17 protein-coding genes, 2 tRNA genes and 1 riboswitch are annotated in these 21,300 nt (G+C 41.7%); of the genes, 6 read left to right on the top strand and 13 right to left on the bottom strand.

Annotated features, from left to right (window positions below; all coding sequences use genetic code 11):
• Positions 1 to 2: 2 nt before the first annotated feature.
• The 8 genes from tsaD to leuS all read right to left on the bottom strand — a co-directional run bounded on the left by tsaD (position 3) and on the right by leuS (position 9,881).
• Complete coding sequence (gene tsaD, locus HXT43_RS01875; RefSeq protein WP_116442765.1) at positions 3 to 1,046, bottom strand: tRNA (adenosine(37)-N6)-threonylcarbamoyltransferase complex transferase subunit TsaD; 1,044 nt, start codon at positions 1,044 to 1,046, stop codon at positions 3 to 5.
• 21 nt (positions 1,047 to 1,067) lie between these two features.
• Positions 1,068 to 1,598, bottom strand: coding sequence for a ribosomal protein S18-alanine N-acetyltransferase (rimI, locus tag HXT43_RS01870; RefSeq protein WP_174143321.1), 531 nt, complete (start codon positions 1,596 to 1,598; stop codon positions 1,068 to 1,070).
• Between the two features lie 25 nt (positions 1,599 to 1,623).
• Positions 1,624 to 2,451, bottom strand: coding sequence for a tRNA (adenosine(37)-N6)-threonylcarbamoyltransferase complex dimerization subunit type 1 TsaB (gene tsaB / locus HXT43_RS01865; RefSeq protein WP_174143320.1), 828 nt, complete (start codon positions 2,449 to 2,451; stop codon positions 1,624 to 1,626).
• A gap of 89 nt (positions 2,452 to 2,540) precedes the next feature.
• Positions 2,541 to 3,113, bottom strand: coding sequence for a tRNA (adenosine(37)-N6)-threonylcarbamoyltransferase complex ATPase subunit type 1 TsaE (gene tsaE, locus HXT43_RS01860; RefSeq protein WP_004119012.1), 573 nt, complete (start codon positions 3,111 to 3,113; stop codon positions 2,541 to 2,543).
• Positions 3,114 to 3,184: 71 nt separating this feature from the next.
• Complete coding sequence (holA, locus tag HXT43_RS01855; RefSeq protein ID WP_112928706.1) at positions 3,185 to 4,192, bottom strand: DNA polymerase III subunit delta; 1,008 nt, start codon at positions 4,190 to 4,192, stop codon at positions 3,185 to 3,187.
• A 66-nt stretch (positions 4,193 to 4,258) separates the two neighbouring features.
• On the bottom strand, positions 4,259 to 5,950 hold the full coding sequence (locus HXT43_RS01850) for a ComEC/Rec2 family competence protein (RefSeq protein ID WP_174143319.1): 1,692 nt from the start codon (positions 5,948 to 5,950) through the stop codon (positions 4,259 to 4,261).
• Between the two features lie 7 nt (positions 5,951 to 5,957).
• Complete coding sequence (locus HXT43_RS01845; protein WP_174143318.1) at positions 5,958 to 6,743, bottom strand: ComEA family DNA-binding protein; 786 nt, start codon at positions 6,741 to 6,743, stop codon at positions 5,958 to 5,960.
• A gap of 153 nt (positions 6,744 to 6,896) precedes the next feature.
• Positions 6,897 to 9,881 (bottom strand): leucine--tRNA ligase, encoded by a 2,985-nt coding sequence (leuS, locus tag HXT43_RS01840; RefSeq protein ID WP_174143317.1) that lies wholly within the window; start codon positions 9,879 to 9,881, stop codon positions 6,897 to 6,899.
• Between the two features lie 240 nt (positions 9,882 to 10,121).
• Between leuS and HXT43_RS01835 the strand changes: the two genes are divergently transcribed.
• From HXT43_RS01835 to HXT43_RS01820, 4 genes are all read left to right on the top strand, one after another.
• Complete coding sequence (locus tag HXT43_RS01835; protein ID WP_064340253.1) at positions 10,122 to 10,562, top strand: hypothetical protein; 441 nt, start codon at positions 10,122 to 10,124, stop codon at positions 10,560 to 10,562.
• A 74-nt stretch (positions 10,563 to 10,636) separates the two neighbouring features.
• Positions 10,637 to 11,080, top strand: coding sequence for a DUF2871 domain-containing protein (locus HXT43_RS01830; protein ID WP_004106454.1), 444 nt, complete (start codon positions 10,637 to 10,639; stop codon positions 11,078 to 11,080).
• Between the two features lie 90 nt (positions 11,081 to 11,170).
• Positions 11,171 to 11,986, top strand: coding sequence for a fructosamine kinase family protein (locus HXT43_RS01825; RefSeq protein ID WP_064340255.1), 816 nt, complete (start codon positions 11,171 to 11,173; stop codon positions 11,984 to 11,986).
• A 123-nt stretch (positions 11,987 to 12,109) separates the two neighbouring features.
• A complete protein-coding gene (locus HXT43_RS01820; protein ID WP_004106457.1) occupies positions 12,110 to 13,819 on the top strand; it encodes a hypothetical protein in 1,710 nt (569 codons plus the stop codon).
• A gap of 97 nt (positions 13,820 to 13,916) precedes the next feature.
• On the opposite strand, the gene HXT43_RS01815 is transcribed toward HXT43_RS01820, so the two are convergent.
• Together HXT43_RS01815 and HXT43_RS01810 are read right to left on the bottom strand one after the other, a co-directional pair.
• The gene (locus tag HXT43_RS01815; RefSeq protein WP_112928713.1) at positions 13,917 to 15,728 is read right to left on the bottom strand and encodes an AMP-dependent synthetase/ligase; all 1,812 of its coding nucleotides are present in this window, start codon (positions 15,726 to 15,728) and stop codon (positions 13,917 to 13,919) included.
• Positions 15,729 to 15,870: 142 nt separating this feature from the next.
• Entirely contained in the window at positions 15,871 to 16,488 is a 618-nt protein-coding gene (locus tag HXT43_RS01810) for a M23 family metallopeptidase (RefSeq protein ID WP_234025927.1), read from the bottom strand.
• A 206-nt stretch (positions 16,489 to 16,694) separates the two neighbouring features.
• Between HXT43_RS01810 and HXT43_RS01805 the strand changes: the two genes are divergently transcribed.
• Positions 16,695 to 16,770 (top strand) — tRNA-Asn (locus HXT43_RS01805).
• Between the two features lie 181 nt (positions 16,771 to 16,951).
• Positions 16,952 to 17,863, top strand: coding sequence for an ATPase (locus HXT43_RS01800; RefSeq protein ID WP_415707151.1), 912 nt, complete (start codon positions 16,952 to 16,954; stop codon positions 17,861 to 17,863).
• A 113-nt stretch (positions 17,864 to 17,976) separates the two neighbouring features.
• Here the strand turns inward: HXT43_RS01800 and HXT43_RS01795 are convergent, their stop codons facing one another.
• From HXT43_RS01795 to HXT43_RS01785, 3 genes are all read right to left on the bottom strand, one after another.
• The gene (locus HXT43_RS01795; protein WP_004106466.1) at positions 17,977 to 19,368 is read right to left on the bottom strand and encodes an amino acid permease; all 1,392 of its coding nucleotides are present in this window, start codon (positions 19,366 to 19,368) and stop codon (positions 17,977 to 17,979) included.
• 149 nt (positions 19,369 to 19,517) lie between these two features.
• Positions 19,518 to 19,704: riboswitch (Lysine riboswitch) on the bottom strand.
• A gap of 113 nt (positions 19,705 to 19,817) precedes the next feature.
• Positions 19,818 to 19,890: transfer RNA gene (locus HXT43_RS01790), tRNA-Ala, on the bottom strand.
• Positions 19,891 to 20,068: 178 nt separating this feature from the next.
• Positions 20,069 to 21,145 (bottom strand): ATPase, encoded by a 1,077-nt coding sequence (locus HXT43_RS01785; RefSeq protein WP_117008709.1) that lies wholly within the window; start codon positions 21,143 to 21,145, stop codon positions 20,069 to 20,071.
• Positions 21,146 to 21,300: the final 155 nt, after the last annotated feature.

Genomic DNA, 21,300 nt, shown 5'->3' with positions numbered 1-21,300 from the left:
TATTATAAGCTCACAGTGGTAAGAGGCATTGCAGAATCGATTGCAAAATCGGGAGCAGAAGGACGAACCCCTGCTTCTACCAAATTTACGCCAAGCATTGCAACCATCGCACCGTTATCCGTGCAAAGCTTAAGCTCTGGCAAACGCACTTCAATTCCATGCTCCTTGCCGCAAGCCAGCAAATGCTCACGAAGCTGCGAATTAGCAGAGAATCCGCCGCCAATCATCAACGTTTTAGAACCGTACTGCTCGCAGCCCATCATAGCTTTGTGTGAAAGCACTTCCGCCACAGAATTAGCCAAAGAAGCACACACGTCGTCAACTGGAATTTCAAGCCCTTGAGCCTCACGCGCTTCAACCCAGCGCGCAACAGCAGTTTTTACGCCCGAGAAGCTGAAATCGTACGGATGCTCTTTGCCGGAACGACCTTGCGTCAAACCTTGCGGCACTTTCAAAGTATCCGGATTGCCAAGCCTTCCATGCCTATCAATATGAGGGCCACCCGGGTATGGGAACCCAAGCAAACGCGCAACTTTGTCAAAGCACTCGCCTGCAGCATCGTCCAAAGTTGTGCCAACAACGTCAATACTTCTAGCAATATCGTTCACGTGAAGAAGCGAAGTGTGACCGCCGGAAACAATTAAAGCCAGCACATCTTCCGGCACGTCGCCGAATTGCAATTGTGTTACTGCAATATGCCCAATTACGTGATTAATACCATAAATCGGCTTATTTGCAGCCCAAGCTAGTGCTTTAGCTCCCGAAACTCCCACAGCTAAGCAGCCAGCAAGACCAGGACCTGCGCTTACTGCAATCGCGTCAACATCGCTTAAATCCATGTTTGCGTCTGCCAATGCTTTAGAAACAACCGGCACGAAAGCTTCAGCGTGCGCACGAGAAGCAATTTCTGGAATTACGCCACCGTAGCGCGCATGCTCCTGCATTGAAGATGCCACCACATTCGACACCAGAGTGCGTCCGCGCACAATAGCTGCGGCAGTTTCGTCACAAGTTGATTCAATCCCCAATACGATTGCTTCGCTCATTTTATTCCTCTTTATTCCTCGTTATTCCTCAGTTCCGTTATTTTTTGCGGTTAGATCAGCACACATTGTGTACGCATCCACGCCTTCCGGCTGATAGTAACGTTTCCGCAAACCCATTTTCTTAAAACCAAAACGTTCATACAACGCGAGCGCAGGAACATTGTCAACTCGCACTTCTAGCAACATGCGCTTAGCACCAATTTTTTCTGCGGTTTTGATCATAGTTGATAAAAGTTCCGACGCTAGGCCTTTTCTTTGATATTGTTTTGCAATGCCAATTGTCATTATTTGCGCGTCATCGCCGTCAAACCAGTAGCCGGCATACCCGCATAACGTATGCGTATTTTCGTCGATTTGAGCGTAATACGCGCGCATAGGAGCTTGTAATTCTTGCGAAATCATGCTCTCATTCCATGAGCCTTTGCCAAATAAATCGGCTTCAATAGGAGCTATTTTTTGCGCTAACTCATCGCACGTAAAATCGCATTTCGGCACTATATTGCAATCTTCAACTACTGCTGGAAATTTAGAACGCGTTATATCAACAATCATAATTACTCAAATCGTTAAAACGCTTCTATTTTTCTTTTGCCTTATTCACTTCGCCAGAGCCAAGCACATGCTTAAGCGGATTTGGCACAGACACGTCCGGACGGCGCAAATAAAGCGGTTCAACAGCTTTTACGCGCTCATCTTTATCGACGCAATCCTCAGCGCACTGCTCGAAAATTTGCAAGCCTTGCACGCCTAAGTCAAGCGCAGAAACTTCTGCAATAACGCCAACATGCGCGATATTTTGCCAGTCTTCAACGTACTTTTTAGCACCATGCCCGAGCACATCCACGCAATAATTTTCGCCATTTTCGCTCGCTAAATACTCGTTTACACGAGCAACAACATTTTGCGGATAGTCAATATCCATATCTATTAGCGCATTTCCTTCGTTGTCGTATAAGGACATGTACACTTGGCGACGACGCGCATCATTTAGTGAAAGCACGTAGTGACGAATATTAGAGTCGCAAGAATCCACAGAATTCGGAATATTTAGTAGCAAATCCTTGCAAATAACGCCATTTTTGCGAGCTTCTTCGAACGCGCCGGAACGCATCATCAAACTTTGAGGAAGAAGACTATCACACCCCAAAATTTCAGCATTATTTGCAAATGCAATCGCTTTTGCTGCAACTAATCCTGCGCGAAGTCCTGTAAAAGGAGCAGGACCTACTCCCACAACCACGCGTTTAATATCGGAAGACTTAAGCCCAGCGTCCTCCACAACTTTTGCAATATTTACTTGTAAACGCTCCACGTGAGTGCGAGAGTCGGTTTCAACAATCGGCTCATGGCCCACAATTCCAACAGTAGAACCAAATGATGTGTCAATAATCAGCGTATTACTCATGTTCATTCCTCGAAATCACGTACCAGACTAGCTTACTCGCTTAGCACAACTTGATTTATTTGTTGCGATATTTACTCGCGTATTTCTAATTACAATTTTGCAAGTCGATTAAGCCAATCCTTGCCAACAGCTTTCAAAGTTAAGATTCGCTCGCCATCGCTAGTAAAATCGTCTACTTGCGAAGAGTCAATAGGTCTTGCAATATGAACTTCTAAGCGCTCAGCAGCAAGCACTCCTGCCATTTGCTCACCCCACTCCATAAGCACAACAGTGCCGTCTCCTGGCTCTTCCAAAGCTTCGTCAAGCCCCAAAGATTCAAGCTCGTCAAGCAAACGCGAAACAGTATCTTGCCCCGGAGCAAAATCTTCGCCACCCAAACGATAAGCATCAACGTGAATTAGCGTCGCCGGCTTACCATCCGCAAAAGTGCCATGCAATTCGCGCGCAATCGTAAAAGTTGGAGACACAATCGGCTCACTAATTGAAAGCCCTGCACCAAAACCTTGAGCGAACGTTGTTTTACCAGCTCCAAGAGGACCAGAAAGCAGCAAAACGTCGCCTTCTTTAACTAGTTTTGCCACAGCTTTACCAAGCTCGCGCATATCAGTATCCGTAGGCACAGTACACACTTTTTGCTGTTCTGACACCGTTTCTTCTTTCATACTTAACACAATCTTTCTAATTTGCAGTTCTTAATTTACGTTTCTTATTTACGATTCTTAATTTACGCTTTCTAATTTCCTCGAGACGCAATGAGCATAATACATTTTTCAAGCGCATAATTCGCATCACTAGATCCGCCTTTGCACTGCTCATCCGCCCAAGCTAAAGATTGCAAACATTTAGAAACACCTGCACTATTCCATCCAGCAAGCTGACGCATTGCCATTTTAAGAGCCCACGGGTTTACTTTCGCTTCAGCACTAGAAATCGTGCCGTTGCGAATTGCCATTGCGAGCGCAATTACGCGTACTTTTGCAGCCAAAGCACCTATTAATGCTATGGCGTCAACTCCTTGAGCAATTGCAGTTCTTGCTGCAAGCACAGCAGAACCTGCATGACCTGCAACAGCTTTATCTGCAACAAAAAAGCCGGTAACTTGCGGATCTGCAATCAAGTATCGGTCGACAATATCAAGCGTTATTGGATTATCGTCATAGTCGAAGCATAATTGCGAGCATAATGCTGCAAGCTCCCCTGTTTTACTTCCCAAAACTGACACAAGACGTTGTGCTGCTTGAGGCTCAACGCTTCGATTGTGACGCTCAAATATGCTCATAACGAAGTTGAGCTTGGCATCGTCTTTTTTAAGATCCGGCACTGTAATTGTGTTTGCGCCAGCTTTCGTAAGGCGCGTAATAATAGACTTTCCTTTAAGCCCACCTTCGTGACGCGCAATAACCCAAGTTGCAGAAGAGTCTACAAAATTATTTTCGCTATTTTCACTATTTTGCGCTTGTTTGCAGAAATTTTCGATTGCGTCCACTAAAGACTCGTCTGCTTGTTGCAAATTATTTATTATTACAATCGTTCCGTCACCGAAAAGCGAAGGACCTACAGCTTCGTCAAATGCGTACTGATCCGCAGTTGACGCATCAAGTTCAATAATTTCAGCATCCGGAGCACTTTTTTGAACTTTTTCACGCACATTTCGAGCATTTAGCTCGTTTAAGTAAGCGTCACCTCCAACTACCAGCGTAACTGGCATAACGCGTTGCGCGCGCTTATTATTTGCTGCCATAATGCTCCTTAAACCAACCAACTCTTAACCATCATAATATTGCATTCGAATATGCGTGCGTGTTTGCTACTCTTCGAAAATTTTCTCTGCTTCTCGTAATGTTCGCTTTGCCGAAGCAGACCACAGTTGACCAATTATGCTAGCTCTTTGAACATAATACTTATTGCGAAAAGCTCGCAAAGCTAGCATAAACAAAGCCAATATCACAAATTCTGCACACAACATTGCCCACGCTCCTGCAGCACCTTTTATCCATGGAAACACGCCAAAAGATACTTCATCGCACCAACACGCGCACTTTTGCATAAAGCTTGTTCCAATTGATGAAGCTCTCGCAAAAATAAGCGATAATCCACCGTTAAAGCTCGCACAAACTAGTGAAATTAAGCCGCACACTGTTGCCCAATCCATAAGAGGCGCAACTATTAGATTAGCTGGCACAGACATAAAAGACACTTCCGGTTGCATAAGAATTTGCACTGGCATAGTCCAAAATTGTGCAGAAAGCGTTATAGCTAGCGCAGAAGCAACACAAGATGGCATATATTTTGCAAGCGTTTTAGAAATCGGCACTCCCATAACAACAATTCCCAAAGTTGCTGCAGAAGAAAGAGCAAAAGCATAATCCCAAGCATACGAAGGGTTTACTAGTAACACTCCAATAACAGTCCAACTTAAAGCACTAACTGACTGGTATGGACGTTTGCAACACCACGCAACAGCGGATATTATTCCCATAATTAACGCTCGAAGCACAGATGCAGAAGGGTAAACTATCGCAGCCAAAGCAATTTGCAACGTAATTTGTATTAAAGATGTAGCCCAACGAGCCAACAGTAATCGTGCGCAAAACTTGCGAATAATCATACTAAGTAGCAAAAAGTGTCCGCCTGAAACTGCCATAACATGCATGATTCCAGCATGTTGAAAATGTTGACGTGTCATATTCGCATAAGTTTCGTCGACAGGCTCAAGTGAACTTGCATCCTCTACTGGCACATATTCTTGCCCAAGCATGCCAACAGTTACTCCAGGAACCAACATTCTGCCTTGCATATCGAGCTTATTTGTTACGTCATAAAACGATTTCCACAAATTACTAACGACTTTGTGCCAAAAGTCTGAGTCTTGTACAACATGCAAATTTCGTTGAGTTTTTTCTACATGCAATTCAGGCTTACTACTATCAAATCTCGAAGCTTTCACGATAACAGGAACAGTTAGACTCGAACCATAGCTAAGTTGCTTGCATATTGGCGAATACGCATACAGTCGCACTTGAACGTAACTTTTTTGCGCATCAAACTTATGCACTTGAACATTAGCTTGGCAATCTCCCTTAAAACTTCTAGACGAGCGCACAGGAGTAACTACTGTAAATTCTGCAAAATGTGCGCGCCCGGCATTATTTCCTCGAGAATACAGTGCTTTAGTAGGATTATTGCCGCGTATTTCTCGCATAATAACGTCACCAGATATCACATATTGAGTTATGTACGAAAGCATGAACGCAGCTACAAAAGCGTTTATTATCACTAAAACTGTTCTACGCCATATAAAAAACTTAAATTTTTTGCAAAATATAAAAATCGAAACTATAGTTGCATTGAATAAAACTATTGAAATGCAATAAATTATAGTAAAATCGCATAAGAATTTTCCAATTAAGCACCCAGCCCAGCACGCTGCAGCAACAGGAATCATACGAAAGTCACGACTTCCAGAAACGTTTTCTACTTTTTCTACGTTTTCTCGCATAATTCACCTATTTGACGTCAACATTCCCACGGAATTTATTCAAGGTTTTAGGCCCAATTCCTTTAATTTGCATCAAATCTTCTAAACTGCGAAAATAACCAACTCTTTTACGCTGAGCGATAATGCGCGCAGCAGTTTTGGGACCGATTCCTTTTAAGGTTTCTAGTTGATCAAGCGTTGCCGTGTTTATATTGATTCTGCCAGTGCTACTTTGATTAGAAGCAGTATTTTTGTCGCTTCTGTCACTTTTATTACTTCTGTCGCTTTTGTTGCTCACGTCGTTTTTGTCGTTACTATCACCTTTACTTCCTCTGTTGCCTTTACTTCCGTCACCTCCGCTGTTTTCGTCGAGTTCATTACTTACACTTTTTTCTTCATCATCATTTTTATTGTTACCTTTTAAATCGCTAAAAGAATGCTTTTCGCGACTAGTATCGTCGTTTTCTATTGCAAACGCGCCTGCTTTTTCGTTCTGAACTCGTTGATATGTTAAGGATTGAGAAATAAGCATTGTCAAGCTTGCACAAAGAGCCGCAACTAGTATCAGCATTAAAGCAAGCGTATGTACAGGCTTCATGTGAAATCTAGGATGAGTTTTTCTACTTATAATTTCTTCATCAAAAGAATTACAAGCTTTTTCGCAATAGTCGTCACTAAAATTTTTACCAACATTGCTGTTAGAAAATTCTTCTAAAGACGTTGCAATTCGCCTCCTAGGCAAATCAGACGCAGGCTTATTAAGCCTAAAATTATGCTCATGATTCTGCCCAAAATTCTGCTCAAAGTCTTCCATAAATCCCCCAACTCTTAAAGTTCTTAACTTAACTATTGGGCAACTTATAACACTTCGCAACAAAAATATGCGCCTGTGGTTAAAAGCAAAAAATGCTGTAAAGCACGAAAAATCGCGCAATACAGCATTAATTAAGCAGATTTTAGCTTCGACTCAGCTTTCGTCTGGCACAATAGACACAATCTTCGGAGCCTTCACAATCACCTTGCGCGGAGCCTTACCACCCAAGCGATCAGCTACAGCTTCTAGCGCAAGCTTTTCAAGTTCAGAAGCGTCAATATTTGGATCAACTTCAAGCTTTGCTCGAACCTTGCCCTTTATTTGCACAACGGCAGTAACAGTATCCTCACCAACGTAGCGAGAATCCGCAACAGGCCAATCTGCGTGAGCAATCGACTTTGCGTGTCCAAGCTTGCTCCACATTTCTTCGCAAATATGCGGCGCGATTGGAGCCAGCATAAGAACCAGCGGCTCGACAGCTGCTCGCGGCACGTGAGGAAGCGAAGTCAAGTGGTTGTTAAGCACAATCAGCTTAGCAATTGCAGTATTTGGACGCATTGCTTCCATTTCCACAGTCACTTCTGCAATTGTGTTGTTAAGAATCTTCAACGTCTTCTCGTCGAGTGCGTCGTCGGTTACCACGCAAGCTCCGGTTTCTTCGTTCACAACGTTACGCCACAAGCGCTGCAAGAATCGCATGCCACCAACGACGTTACGCGTATTCCACGGGCGAGACTCAGAAAGCGGACCCATGCTCATTTCGTACAAGCGGAACGTATCTGCACCGTAGTTCTCGTACATGTAGTCTGGAGTCACAATATTCTTTAAGCTCTTGCCCATTTTGCCGAACTCGCGGTTCACGGTTTCGCCGTGCCATGTAAAGGTTGGCTCACCAGCGCTGTTTGAAGCACCTTCTTCAACCTCGTCAGCAGGAACGTACTGTCCGCGCTCATCCGTATAAGCGTAAGCCTGAATCATACCCTGGTTAAACAAGCGGTGGAATGGTTCAGCAGAATCCACGTAACCCAAGTCGTAAAGCGCCTTATGCCAGAAGCGCGAGTAAAGCAAGTGCAAAACTGCATGCTCTACACCACCAACGTAAAGGTCAACGCCTCCAGATACGTGCTCTTTGCCTGGACGGTTTGTGCCCATCCAGTAGTCGTATTCATCGCTGTCAACCATATGCTCAGCATCGTTTGGATCCAAGTAGCGCATGTAATACCAGCAAGAACCAGCCCAGTTCGGCATAGTGTTGGTGTCACGATAGTAGGTTTTTACGCCATCGCCAAGGTCGAGCTGAACTTTTACCCAATCTTCGTTTCGGCTCAAAGGTGCTTCAGGCTCCGAATTTGCATCGTCTGGAGCGTAAGTTTTTGGCTGATAGTCAGGAACGTCCGGCAATGCAATTGGAAGCTCGCTATCTGGCACTAAGTGAGCAACACCATCTTCGTCATAAACGATTGGGAATGGCTCACCCCAGTAGCGCTGGCGAGAGAACAGCCAGTCGCGAAGTCGGTAAGAAACCCTACCTTTTCCTACGCCTGCAGCTTCAAGCCAAGTAGTCACCTTTTTAATAGCTTCGTCTACGCGCAAACCGTTAATAGACAAAGCGTCACCAAGCTTGTGCGTATGTTCTACTGCTGAATTAATAACAATTCCGTCGTGAGAAACAAACGGAGCTTTACCTTCGTAATCTGCCAACTTTTCTTCGGAATCAGGCAAAGGCTCAACAGTGTAAATTACTGGCAAACCGAATGCTTTTGCGAAATCATAATCGCGCTGGTCGCCGCCAGGAACCGCCATAATTGCGCCTGTACCGTAACCCATAAGCACGTAGTCAGCAGCAAACAGCGGAAGTTTTGCTCCAGTTACAGGATTAATTGCGTAAAGACCAGTAAACAAGCCGGTTTTTGCTCCTGCATCTTCCGTGCGATCTTTAGCAGTCTTCGCGCGAGCTTGAGCTTGATACTCTGCCAAGCCTTCTTTAAGACTTGCGTAACCGCCCTTCCAGCTTTCTGGAACGTCCGCACCCCAAGCTTCTGGAACATGCTCAAGAATTGGGTGATCTACGGAAACAACCGCAAACGTTGTACCAAAAAGCGTGTCTGGACGAGTAGTGTACACTTCCAAATCGCGCGTTTCGCCGTCCGCACATGGCACTTCAAAGTGCACAGATGCACCGTGAGATTCGCCGATCCAGTTTCGCTGCATAAGCTTAACTTTTTCTGGCCAATCAATAGTGTTCAAATCTTCCACCAAGCGGTGTCCATAAGCGGTAATTCGCATGGACCACTGGCGAAGGTTGCGCTGGAATACTGGGAAGTTTCCGCGTTCAGACTTACCTTCTGCAGTAACTTCCTCGTTTGCAAGCACAGTTCCCAAGCCTGGGCACCAATTTACAGGAGATTTAGAAATATAAGCAATGCGGAAATTGTTTAATACATCCGCTTGCTCTACTTTATTAAGCTCTTCCCACTTTTTGCCTGCAAAACCAGGAATTTCGCGCTTGCCGCTCTTAAACTCATCAACGAGTTCAGCAATCGGACGAGCAGAACCCTTTCCGCCGTCTTTGCGCACAAAATCAGTGTCATACCAAGCGTCATAAAGCTTCGAGAAAATCCATTGCGTCCAACGCACATAATTTGTGTCAATCGTTGCAAAAGACCTACGATCGTCAAAACTCAAGCCCATACGATGCAACTGCCTGCGCATATTAGCAATATTTGCCTCAGTGGTGATGCGCGGATGCTGACCAGTTTGAACAGCATACTGTTCTGCTGGCAAACCAAAAGCGTCGTAACCCATTGCATGAAGAACATTCTCACCCTTCATGCGATGGTAACGGCTTACAACATCCGTTGCCAAATATCCAAGAGGATGTCCAACGTGTAAACCTTTGCCGGAAGGATACGGGAACATGTCCATTGCAAAGAAAGAAGGACGACCGTCAGCAAGCTTGCCTTCGCCATCCTTCAAATCGCCTTTAACATTAGCAGCCCAGAACGTGCCTTGTTCATCCCAGGTTTTTTGCCAGCGCTGCTCAATATCTTGTGCGAGCTGCGCGTTGTAACGAAAAGCTGGCTCAGCAATAGTAGCTTTGTTGTCAGCTGTTGCATACTGTTGATCGTTGTCGTTCATACCCTAGGACTATAGCGTCTAATATCGTCATTACGCAACACTTTTTACAAGTTTTGTTGATATTTTATTAAGAAAATATGTGGTTTTAACGTAAGTTTTCCTAATATGCACACAAGATTAAGATTTTATGATTATTTCGCAAAATAAATCATTACAATAGTAAATAAACTTTTTGAGCAAATAAAGATTAGAAAATTAGGTAAAATTCAATAAAACTATAAATATTAAAGAGGTTGTGAATTGAAAGTACAAAAAAATACGTTACTTCTTATTGCTTGCTTAGTTTGGGGAGCTGCTGGTTTTAATATTCTTAAGATTGGCTTATTGGCATACCCAAATTATTTGCAGCCACTAAATTACGCTTTATCGTTATTAGTTTTTGCAATATTCCAATTCCTTATTTTTGGAAAACTCGTTAAAAAACATACTCAAAGAATTAACGGCTATGTGGAAGAAAAGCAGTTTTTCCTTAAATTCTTTGACGTTAAATCTTTTATAATCATGGCTTTTATGATGACTTTTGGAATTGTTCTTCGTGCAACAAATATCGCTCCAGAACGCTTTATTGCCGTGTTTTATACGGGATTAGGCTCCGCATTAGCCTTAGCAGGATTACTTTTTGGTTATCAATTTGCTAAAACTGTATATCCGCGTTACAAAAACACTCATACTATGCAATAGCGCTTACAAACACTTGCAACACCAGCAACATTACTAGTGAATATTTGACTATCACTCTACGTAAGGAAGTTACTATGAACCATGTTATGAAACGTTATATTAATACGTCTTTGTTGTATGCTGTCCTCGCCATGATTGGCGGCGTCTTTTATCGCGAATTTACAAAATTTAATGCTTTCCATGCAAAAAGTATGCTTGCTGTAGTTCACACACACTACTTTATGCTTGGCATGGTTGTTTTTCTGTTACTTATACTAGTTGAGAAAAACTTCAGTTTTAGTAACGAAAAAACTACGAGAATCTTAATAACTTATCATATTGGACTCAACCTAACAGCAGTAATGATGATTACTCGTGGAATTGCACAAGTACTACGTCTACATCTCAGTCCATCTATAGATTTTGCCATAACTGGTTTAGCAGGAATCGGACACATCCTACTTGGCGTAAGTATTGTACTCATCTTATTGCAAATTAAACGCAGCATCGCTCATTGTGCTAATACTTCAGTAAAATAGTGAGCTTGGGAATAATTTAATTTATTAATAAATATTTTATTAAGTATGTAGCGCATGTTTCGTATGCGCTACTACGTTAAGAAGGCTTCTATGAACAACGCTGTATATAAGAAAAGTAGATTATACGCGCCTGAGCGTTTCTTTGAATGCGAAGGTAAAGGCTTAAAATGGCTTTCTGAAGCTCACAAATACGGCGGCCCTAGAGTGGCTGAAGTATTTGATTGGGGAAACGGTTACCTTAATATTGAGCGCATTGACACTCACTCAGCAACACCACTTGCTGCATTTGAGTTTGGTGCAGCGCTCGCTCATATGCACGATTACGGTGCAAAATATTTTGGTGAAGCACCAGCAGATTACGATGGCACATGCTATTTTGGACCTTTAAGTGATCCAGTTGAAATGCCAACTGGCACTTGGAGTAATGTTATTGACTACCTTGCGGACGGACGATTGCGCCCTATGGTTGAGCTTGGGATTGCTCGCGGAGAGCTTACTAAAAGCGACTTAGATCTTACAAACGAAGTTATTGATGCGCTGCCTGATTTATTAGGAAAAGCTGCAGAAGATAAGCCTGCTCGAGTTCACGGAGACTTGTGGAGCGGAAACGTGTTATGGACTAAAAGTTCAGACGGCGAACACACTGAAGCTGTTCTAATCGACCCTGCAGCACATGGTGGGCACCGCGAAGAAGATTTAGCGATGCTTCATTTATTTGGAATCAGCTATTTTAAGCAGATTTTAGACGGCTATCAGTCTGTTCATCCACTTAAAGCAGGTTTTGAGCAGCGCATGATTATTTGGCAGCTCTACCCTATTGCAGGACATTGCGTGTTCTTTGGTGGAGGCTACGTGAGCGAATACCGTAATATGTGCGAAAGTCTTATAAAAAGTTCTATAAGATAATTTTGCTCACTAAAATAGCAATGTAAGTATTTAGCACACGGCTATATACAATGTTAGAAGATAGTTACAAGTAGAACACATATAGACAGCAACAGATAGACCACGAAACGAGAGGTCACTACTATGATTCGTTTGTGCAACAGAACTATGCATCGTTCTTTAGTTATGCTGACAGCATTAGTTACGATGCTTTTTGTTGTTAGCTCGTGCGCAAGTTCAACAAAAACTTCTTTAAAATCTGAAAATAAAGAACAAGCGAACCACGGTAACGTTATTGTTTTTACTCCATCAGATGGATTGGCAATAACACGTAATAAGCCTCTAAGCACGTGGGACATACTGGTCCCAGAATTAATAAAATCGTTAAAAGATAAGGGATTTGACGATAATTCTATTACTACTAAAACTTCTTCTAGCCTTTCAGAACAAAGCCGCGATGTGCAAGATTATGTAGTAAATTTGCTAAGCTCATTGAACAATGCAAAACAGAATAATTCAGAAAAGCACAATTCTGTTTCCGAAAATTCAAAAGTCAAAAAACAATTAAGCAAAACGACAATTGTTATAGCTCCATGGACTAACAAAAACGGCAATAATAACTATGGAGATTATGCAACATTACCTGCGTCTAATTCTGAAAATACGCAAAAATCAAATACTCAGGACTTAAATTTACAAAATGCCGATAACTCTCAATCATCCAAAGATGAGCTTAATGCAGAAAAACGATTGGCATCATCACTTAGCCTAGCAAAAAAGGCAGGAATACACGTTGTTATGCTCTCACGACGTGTTAGCGGTTTCAAACCTGATGTGATGTTCCATTTATCTGACGCAAGAACCATTGGCGAAATTCAAGCAACAACTCTGGTACAAAAAATCGCTCTAGATCGTGCAACTAAAGAAAATCCACGCTACATTGAAGTTCTTTTGCCATGTCACAATCAAAAAAATATTAATGCAAACAATAATAATCAACAAAATAACAGCGACGAAGCAAGCGAGGATGATGATTCTAACAACAATACGCATGCAAATAGCGAAACAGCATTCCATGATGATTTTGCTGAAGAAGCATTCGCTGGCATTTGGAAAGTTTTGAGACCATATTTTGCTTCGGGGACATTAATAAGCACTTCTGGAAGACTGAATGTGAATAGTAGCGAAAAAGACTGGACCAATGTTGCTTTCGACGCAGATGTAGCTGACTCTGTGAAAAATGAGTTAACAAAACGAATTACGAGAAGTACAAGTCTTTTTTCACACTCAAGGCATCGCGTTGATGGAATTATTGCACTCGATGATCAAATTGCTTTACAAGCCGTACAAGCACTAAACGATCTCGGTTATGAAGGAAGCGCAGCAGATATAAACCCATCTTTCAATTTGCCGGACGTTATCGGAAACTTCATAGGGAAACGAGATCTTAATAAAAGACCAGTTCCTGCTCCAAAAGATTCTGCGAAGAAAACCGAAAAAGAGTTACAACAACAGCAGAAAAAAGATGAGGAAGAAGAATCAGAAGCAAAGAAATGGCCAGTAATAACTGGTTATGGCGCGTACAAAAATATTATGCCAAACATTGTGAGCGGAAAGCAATGGATGACAACTATAGAAAATCATAAGCAGATTGTTCAAGATCTTACTGCTACTTGTTATTCTTTGAACAGAAACGGTAAACTTGACAAAAAAATCGCTACAGTGCAAACAAAAATTGAACACGGGGAAACTGTCCCTACTGTTAACGAGCGACTAGTGGCAGTAAGCGCAACAAATCTAAAGTCACGTTTAATTGACCCAGGCTACGTATCATTAGCAGACGCAGGCTTGTAAATACAATTTTTGGATGCAAGTTGTGAAATATAATTTGTGGAACGCAATCTGTATCTTCAGGCTAACTTCAAACTATATTCTACGAATTTACACGCAGCTAACGTTTGCGTGGAGCATAAATAACATGTTCGATAAGGTCGTTATAACGCTCTACAACAACTTGACGACGCGCCTTTAAACTTGGCGTAATCAAACCGTTTGCTTGAGTAAACTCATCTGGAACTATTTCGAACTTGCGAATAGACTCAGCTCTAGAAACTAGCTCATTTGCTTTGCTAACAGCACGCTCAACTTCTGCTCGCACAATACCGTTACGTGAAGCCTCTTTTAAAGACCGTACAGGGCATGCGCCACGCGAAGAAAGCCAAGTATTTACTTCTGATAAATCGAGCGCAATAATTGCTGAAACAAACGGCTTCCTGTCTCCAATAACAACAGCTTGAGAAATAATAGGTGAAGACATTAATGAAGCTTCTAACGCATTTGGAGATAAGTTCTTACCGCCAGCAGTAATAATAAGATCTTTCTTTCTGCCAGTAATACGCACAAAACCGTCATCGTCTAAAGACCCAAAATCTCCCGTATGCAACCAGCCATTTACAATCTGCTGTTTGGTAAGCTCAGGATTATTATGGTAGCCTTTGCATACTGCAGGACTCTTAATGCACAATTCACCATCGTCAGCAATAGCAACAGATACACCCTTTACAGGCAAACCAACGGTACCAATGCGATAACCTGTCGTAGGATTCACCATAGAAGGTGCACAAGTTTCTGTCATTCCATAGCCTTCTAGAAGAGGCAAACCAATGCCATTAAAGAAATGCGCAATCGACAAATCTAAAGGAGCGCCGCCCGAAATAGCGTATGAAACAGAGCCTCCAAATACGTGTAGTAGTGGAGCATACACTAATTTTTTACATATTGAATGGCTAAGAGCAAGCATTGGAGGAACCATTGAACTAGACTGCTGAGCGCGAGACCATTCGCGAGCAACCTTAGACGCATAAGCAAAAATAAAACCTTTTACTCCCCTGCCTGCTTTTTGAGAAGCAGCATTGTAAATCTTCTCAAAAATGCGTGGAACACCAAGAATAAATGTTGGTTTAAAAGTTTGAAAATCAGACAATACAGTTTTCAAATTACTCGTCAAACCAAGAGTTATATTTCCAGCAAAGCAGAACAATTGCATAAACCTAGCAAAAACGTGCGCAAGAGGCAAGAACAGCAAAAGACGCGGGCTGTCTTTTATCGCAATATCTGGCATAGAAATAACACCTGATTTAGCAATAAAAACAAAATTGCTATGAGTAAGCTCAATTCCTTTTGGCTCACCAGTTGAACCTGAAGTGTATACAATTGTTGCTATGTCACTTCCATTAACAGCGTGCACTCGCTCATAAAATTCAGCATCAGTTACTGCTTTACCGTATTCAATGCACGCGTCGATAGCACCACGATTCATTACATATACGTCGTGAAGAGTAGGACATTCTTCCTGAACAGCCTCTACTTTTGGCAACATTTCAGGAGACTCCACAAATATTGAACATACTTGAGAATCTTGAACAATATGTTGTATTTGCAGCGAAGAGCTTGTTTCATAAATTGGCACTGTCAATGCGCCTATAGACATAATAGCCATATCAAGAACTGTCCATTGCCATGAAGTGTGAGCAATAATTGACACAGCGTCACCAGGCATTACTCCTCTAGCAATAAAGCCTTTAGCAACAGCTATTACCTTATCTCTAAATTCTTCAGCAGTATATGACTTCCAAACGCCGTCAGTTCCAACGTATTCAACCAAAGAACCATTAGGATTGCGCTCTGCTCGCTCTTCTAGCAGTGAGAAAACATTAACATCTGTATTAATAGACTCATCAAGTGGACGAGAATATTCTTGCATATTAGCTCCTCTATCTGCTGAATTGACGTATATCTTTACTATACGCGATTTGCAAGCCTTCGCATATGCGAATATCTACAAGATTGTAATCAATTTTGTTCATTTATCTACAAATATCTACGATATAAATATATTATTTTGCTCATTCCACAGGCTTAAGCACAATGCGACGCTTAACAGTCATTCTTTCAGGATTAACATATGTGCGATTTTTACGCTTTAAACCCCACTGCACACAAGTTGTGCCGCAATGGTCCGAATCTCCTTCGACATGTGCAAAATTCTGACCTTTTTTCACAAAAACACCAACGCTAAACTTTGTTACAGCAGGCTCAAAAGTGGATGTCAGTTCACCATGCCTAATAGTCACAACTGATTTACCAGCGACTTTACCAGCAAAACTAATAACGCCATCTGCAGGCGCAAATAAAGGAGTCCCTGTGCTTGCAGCTAAATCTACGCCACGATGCCCAGCCATCCAAGGTTTAGGCGGAGGATTAAAAGCTTTTACTATTTGTGCAGGTTTCACAGGCCATTGCATAGCTGACTTGCATGTTTTTTCACTATAATCACCTTTAGAAAGAGCACACTTGTGGCAACATGTCACAGCAGATTCTACAACATAATATTTAAGATGATGATTATTTTGCGAAATTTCGGGTTGTAAAAACAGCGCATCTAATAAAATAACTGAGATTATAAAAATCCCCAAACAGGCAGATATTTTGTAATATAATCCATAATTTTTGCGAATACACATATATTCCCCATCCATATTTTTATAAAACGACTTTTATAAAAGTTTTGCAGCTAATTTGCGAAAATCATAAGCTTTTAAAGCATTGTGGATAAAACATATGCTTATAATCACTATTTCGACACGCCAAAACACGCCATATTTGCATCTTTGAAAATTCCGTGTAATATAAATGTCTTGTGCACAGCGCTTAGTTGAGCACAAGATATTCCTGCGTAGCTCAGTTGGCAGAGCGTTCGACTGTTAATCGAATGGTCGCTGGTTCAAGCCCAGCCGCAGGAGCCATAAAGCCACTGGTTTTCCAGTGGCTTTTTGCGTTAAATATTACGACTTGCATCCACAAGCAAAATCTTAATTGTTTAGCGCTCATGAGCGTGGCTAACATAAACATTTTGGCGTATTATATAAACAAGTTGCGTATTCAAATGCGCTAATGTTGAGCAGCAATAGATAACAGAGGACAAATATGAATCAACATAGCTCCGATAATGTTGAAACGAACCAAAAGAAAAAGCTCATTATTCTCATAGCAGGAATTGTTGTGCTAGCTTTAGCTCTTGGCACAGTTGGCACACTTTGGTACATGAAGCAAACTGAACGCACTAAAGCAGCTCGCAGACAGTGCGAAATAAAAGTTGCGCAAGTTTCTAAAGCCAATGCCGTATGGAAAAGTTTAGTACACAACAGCGTAATAACAGATCTCACAAAAGGTGACTCTGATAACGCAAAAGAACTTGCTAAAATCATGAGCGAAAAGGTTCCTGATGCAGTATCTTGCACAGCAAACTCTCCTGAAGAACTTGGTTCCCAAAGCGCAGAAGCTTTAGCTGCTTCTGAATGGTATGCAGTCAAAGCAAAAAAAGTGCGCGAGTTGGCTGTTACATTAATCGATGAAAATAACAAAAAAGATAAAGATAAAGATAAAGATAAAGACAAAGACAAACAAGACGAAGAAACAAAGAAGCAAGAGATAAATGAATCGACTGGAATTGTAATTCAGCGTTCAAATGTTGTCCCACCAAAGCCAAAGCCAACACCAGCGCCGACGACAAATACTCAAGACACTAAGAAACAGAAGACTGAGGAAAAGAAAGACAACAAAGAAAAGAAGGAAAACAAGGAAAACAAGGAAAACAAGGAAAACAAAGAAAAGAAGGAAAACAAAGAAAACAAAGAAAACAAAGAAAACAAGGAAAACAAAGAAAACAAACAAGAAAAAGATAAGAACAAAAAAGGCAGCGGAGACGGAGCTGGTGCTGAAAAACCTAAAGGAAATGATGGTCAAAAAGATCCGGATGGTAAAGCAAAAAAGGGCGAACAAGATTCCTCAGATAAAAAACCAGCCCCGGACATAATAGCAGGTTCACAAAAACCATAAAACATTGCTCTGTTATCTGACTCAATGTAAAAGCTCCCAGTGATATACGCTGGGAGCTTTTACATTATCTAACTCTACATCATAAACGATGTTGAACTTTATAAACTATTCGTTCATTTTGCTACTCGAACATGAGTTAAATCGACTTCTTCAAGAGGAATTACTCGAGTATGGTTTTTAATCTTGTAACCAATGTATAGAACGATAAATAGCGGTACAGACATGTACGTGATTCCAATAGCCTGCCAGTTAAGCGTTGCAAATGAATGCAAATCCTGACCAACAATAACAAGAATACATAAGAAGAACGCAACAATAGGACCAAACGGATACCACTTTGCTCGATAAACTAATTCATCTAAGGAATGACCTTGAGCCAAGTATGCTTTACGGAAGCGATAATGAGCTGCAGCAATACCAGCCCAAGCAATAAAACCAGTCAAACCACTTGCAGCAACCAGGAACATGTATATTTGATCGCCAAAAATACTCATAAAGAAAGTAAATAAAGCAACTACAAATGTAGCAATCAACGCAGGAACAGGAATACCACGAAGACTTACCTTGCCAAATACTTTTGGAGCATTATCTTCTTTTGCGAGTGAATAAAGCATTCTTGTTGAAGCATACATGCCGGAATTTGCTGCAGAAATAACAGAAGTCAAAATAACAGCATTCATAACTGCTGCAGCAGCTGCAAGACCTGCACGCTGGAACACGAGCGTGAATGGGCTAATAGCAATATCAGTTACATCAGAACCAAGTAAGTTCTTGTCAGTATAAGGAATAATGCAAGCAATAACGAAAATTGCAAGAATGTAGAAAAGAAGAATACGCCAGAACACTTGCTTTACAGCCTTTGGAATACTCTTTTCTGGAGTTGCAGACTCACCTGCAGTAATACCAATAAGCTCAGTTCCTTGGAAAGAGAAGCCTGCAATAGCGAAAGCACACAACACTGCAGGAACACCGCCTGCAAATGGAGCGTCCTTATGAGTGAAGTTTTGCAAGAATGGCGCTTTGCCGCCAACAATGCCAACAATCGTAAGCGAACCGATAACAAGGAATACGATTACTGCCAACACTTTAATAATAGAAAGCCAGTATTCGGTTTCTCCAAAGCACTTAACTGTAAGCACATTGATAACCAAAATAAGCATAAGAACCGACAGCGAGAAAATCCATATTGGCACTGTTGGGAACCAGTATTGCAGAACTATTGCTGCAGTACTAACGTCTACCGCAACCGTAATAGCCCAATTAAACCAATAGTTCCAGCCCATTGCGAAACCGAGTGCAGGATCAATAAAACGTCCAGAATACGATGCAAACGATCCACTAATAGGCATAAAAGTGGCCATTTCACCAAGGGAAGTCATAAGGAAGTAGACCATAATGCCAATCGCACCATAAGCGAGCAAAGCGCCGCCAGGACCAGCCATATGGATTGTTGCACCACTAGCAACGAATAAGCCGGTGCCAATGCTGCCACCTAAAGCAATCATGGAAATATGGCGGGTTTTTAATCCTCTATGGACATCGTTATTTTGCTGAGTATTCTGCTGAGTATTCTGTACAGCAGTAGATGATAATGAGCTACTCATTTTTCCTCCTTTCATGACAATCAGAGGCAAAACAAGCAAGCAAAAGCAAGCGTGTCGATAGCTCTCCGCAGCGAATGCCGACTCGCTGCGACAGTCCTTGGTATATTAAGCCAAGTCCCAGCTCACTACTTTTGGGATTAAGCAGTAAACTTCGGCGCTCTCCCCTTTTGTAAGCAATTAACGCTTTCCCTAGCTCATGCTTATTACTCTTGTCGAGCGCGACCTCTGGTCGATGGTGTTCATTATTAGTACGACTTGCAGACAAACAGTAAAAAATACGGCGTGGCGCATAAAAATCGAAAAATAATAACAAAAAACGCCACTTCATGAGAAGTGACGTTTAAAATTTGTGGAGCTAGGGGGATTCGAACCCCCGACCCCCTCCATGCCATGGAGATGCGCTACCAGCTGCGCCATAGCCCCGTTTTTACTTATGCCGTTCAAACGAACCTTTGATAGAATACAACAAATAGCCGCTCTATCCAAATGCGGCGTGTCGAATTCAACTTACAAATTCCAAAAATTCTGCGAATTCTACTAACAATTTAGTCGCCAATTTGAAAACCAATTCAAGAACCAATTCGGCAAACCAATTCAAGAACTAGTTACCATTGGCACTTCCAGATTGATCACCATTACCAGGAGAAGTTACATTGTTTGAAGAACCAGTAGATCCCGAAGATCCAGCAGATCCAGCACCTGCATCAGAACTATCAGCACCCGATCCACTATTCCCACTAGCAGCATCACCTGAATTCGTTCCTGAATCATTGTTAGTGTCACTACCTAAATCATTATCAGAATGACCACCTGTTGAGCCAGCTGCGTTTTCATTGCTATGCTCATCATTTTCGTCTTCATTAGCATCTTTACTATCAGAATCATCATGAGACTTCTTATGGTCTTGATTAGTATTCGTGTTAAGACGTTGCTTAGGTTGCGGCTGATTTTGCTGCTGCTCATGACTAATTTCTTCAGGCTTATCAATATTGTCTGTGCCTTTTCCTTGTGTAAACAAAAGAACAGCACCTGCAGTAACAATAACAGCTATAAGAGCACTTATAACAGCAACAACAATTGTTGTACGATGATCGTTTCTATTTTGGTAAGATCTAGAAGAGTAACCGTAGTTTCCACTAACAACCTTAGATAACGGCACCGGCTCTGGAATTGTGCCCTCCGACAGTTCCATGTCTTCTTCATGCTGTTCACGTAATTTCGACAATTCCAAAATACGCGTATTTTCTAATTCCGGATTACGGACTTGCGAACTAACAGTGCGTCCAGATCTTGCATCTTGAACAGTCATATTTTTGTCATCTGAAGGATCAGTATTACATTGCAACGAATTTGATGAATATTGCATATGAATATCATCTCCAATTCTTTTAGAATCAACATTCTCTAAACCATTTGAACGCACGCCAGAATCTGACACATTACTAAAATTAGACTGTTCTGTAGAAGTATTCGGATTTACTTCCGAAAGTTTACGCGATGAAGCGTGAATAACATTCTGATACAACTGTGATGCTACTGCTGAGACAATAGAACCAATAGCTACGCCAATAACTGAACCAGCAATACCAATTTTAGAAGCAAGTAAAAACGAAGTCACTGCAGCGAGCGATCCAGCTAATACTTGCGTAAACGATATGCCTTTGAAGAAATTCTTCACTTATGCACCTTAACTATTTATGCGAATATAATGCCAAAATGCATGGCAAATATGCAAATTCCACTACCAACACCATTACAACAATGATGGTATCACTCTACGCAAAAATTGCACAGTATTGCCAGAGCATTCTTACAACAAAATCACAAGTCTTA

This window comes from Gardnerella sp. DNF01195, from assembly GCF_049244175.1.
Lineage (GTDB): Bacteria > Actinomycetota > Actinomycetes > Actinomycetales > Bifidobacteriaceae > Bifidobacterium > Bifidobacterium leopoldii.
Note: the sequence above shows the minus strand (reverse complement) of the source record. Positions and strands in the feature narration are given on the sequence as shown.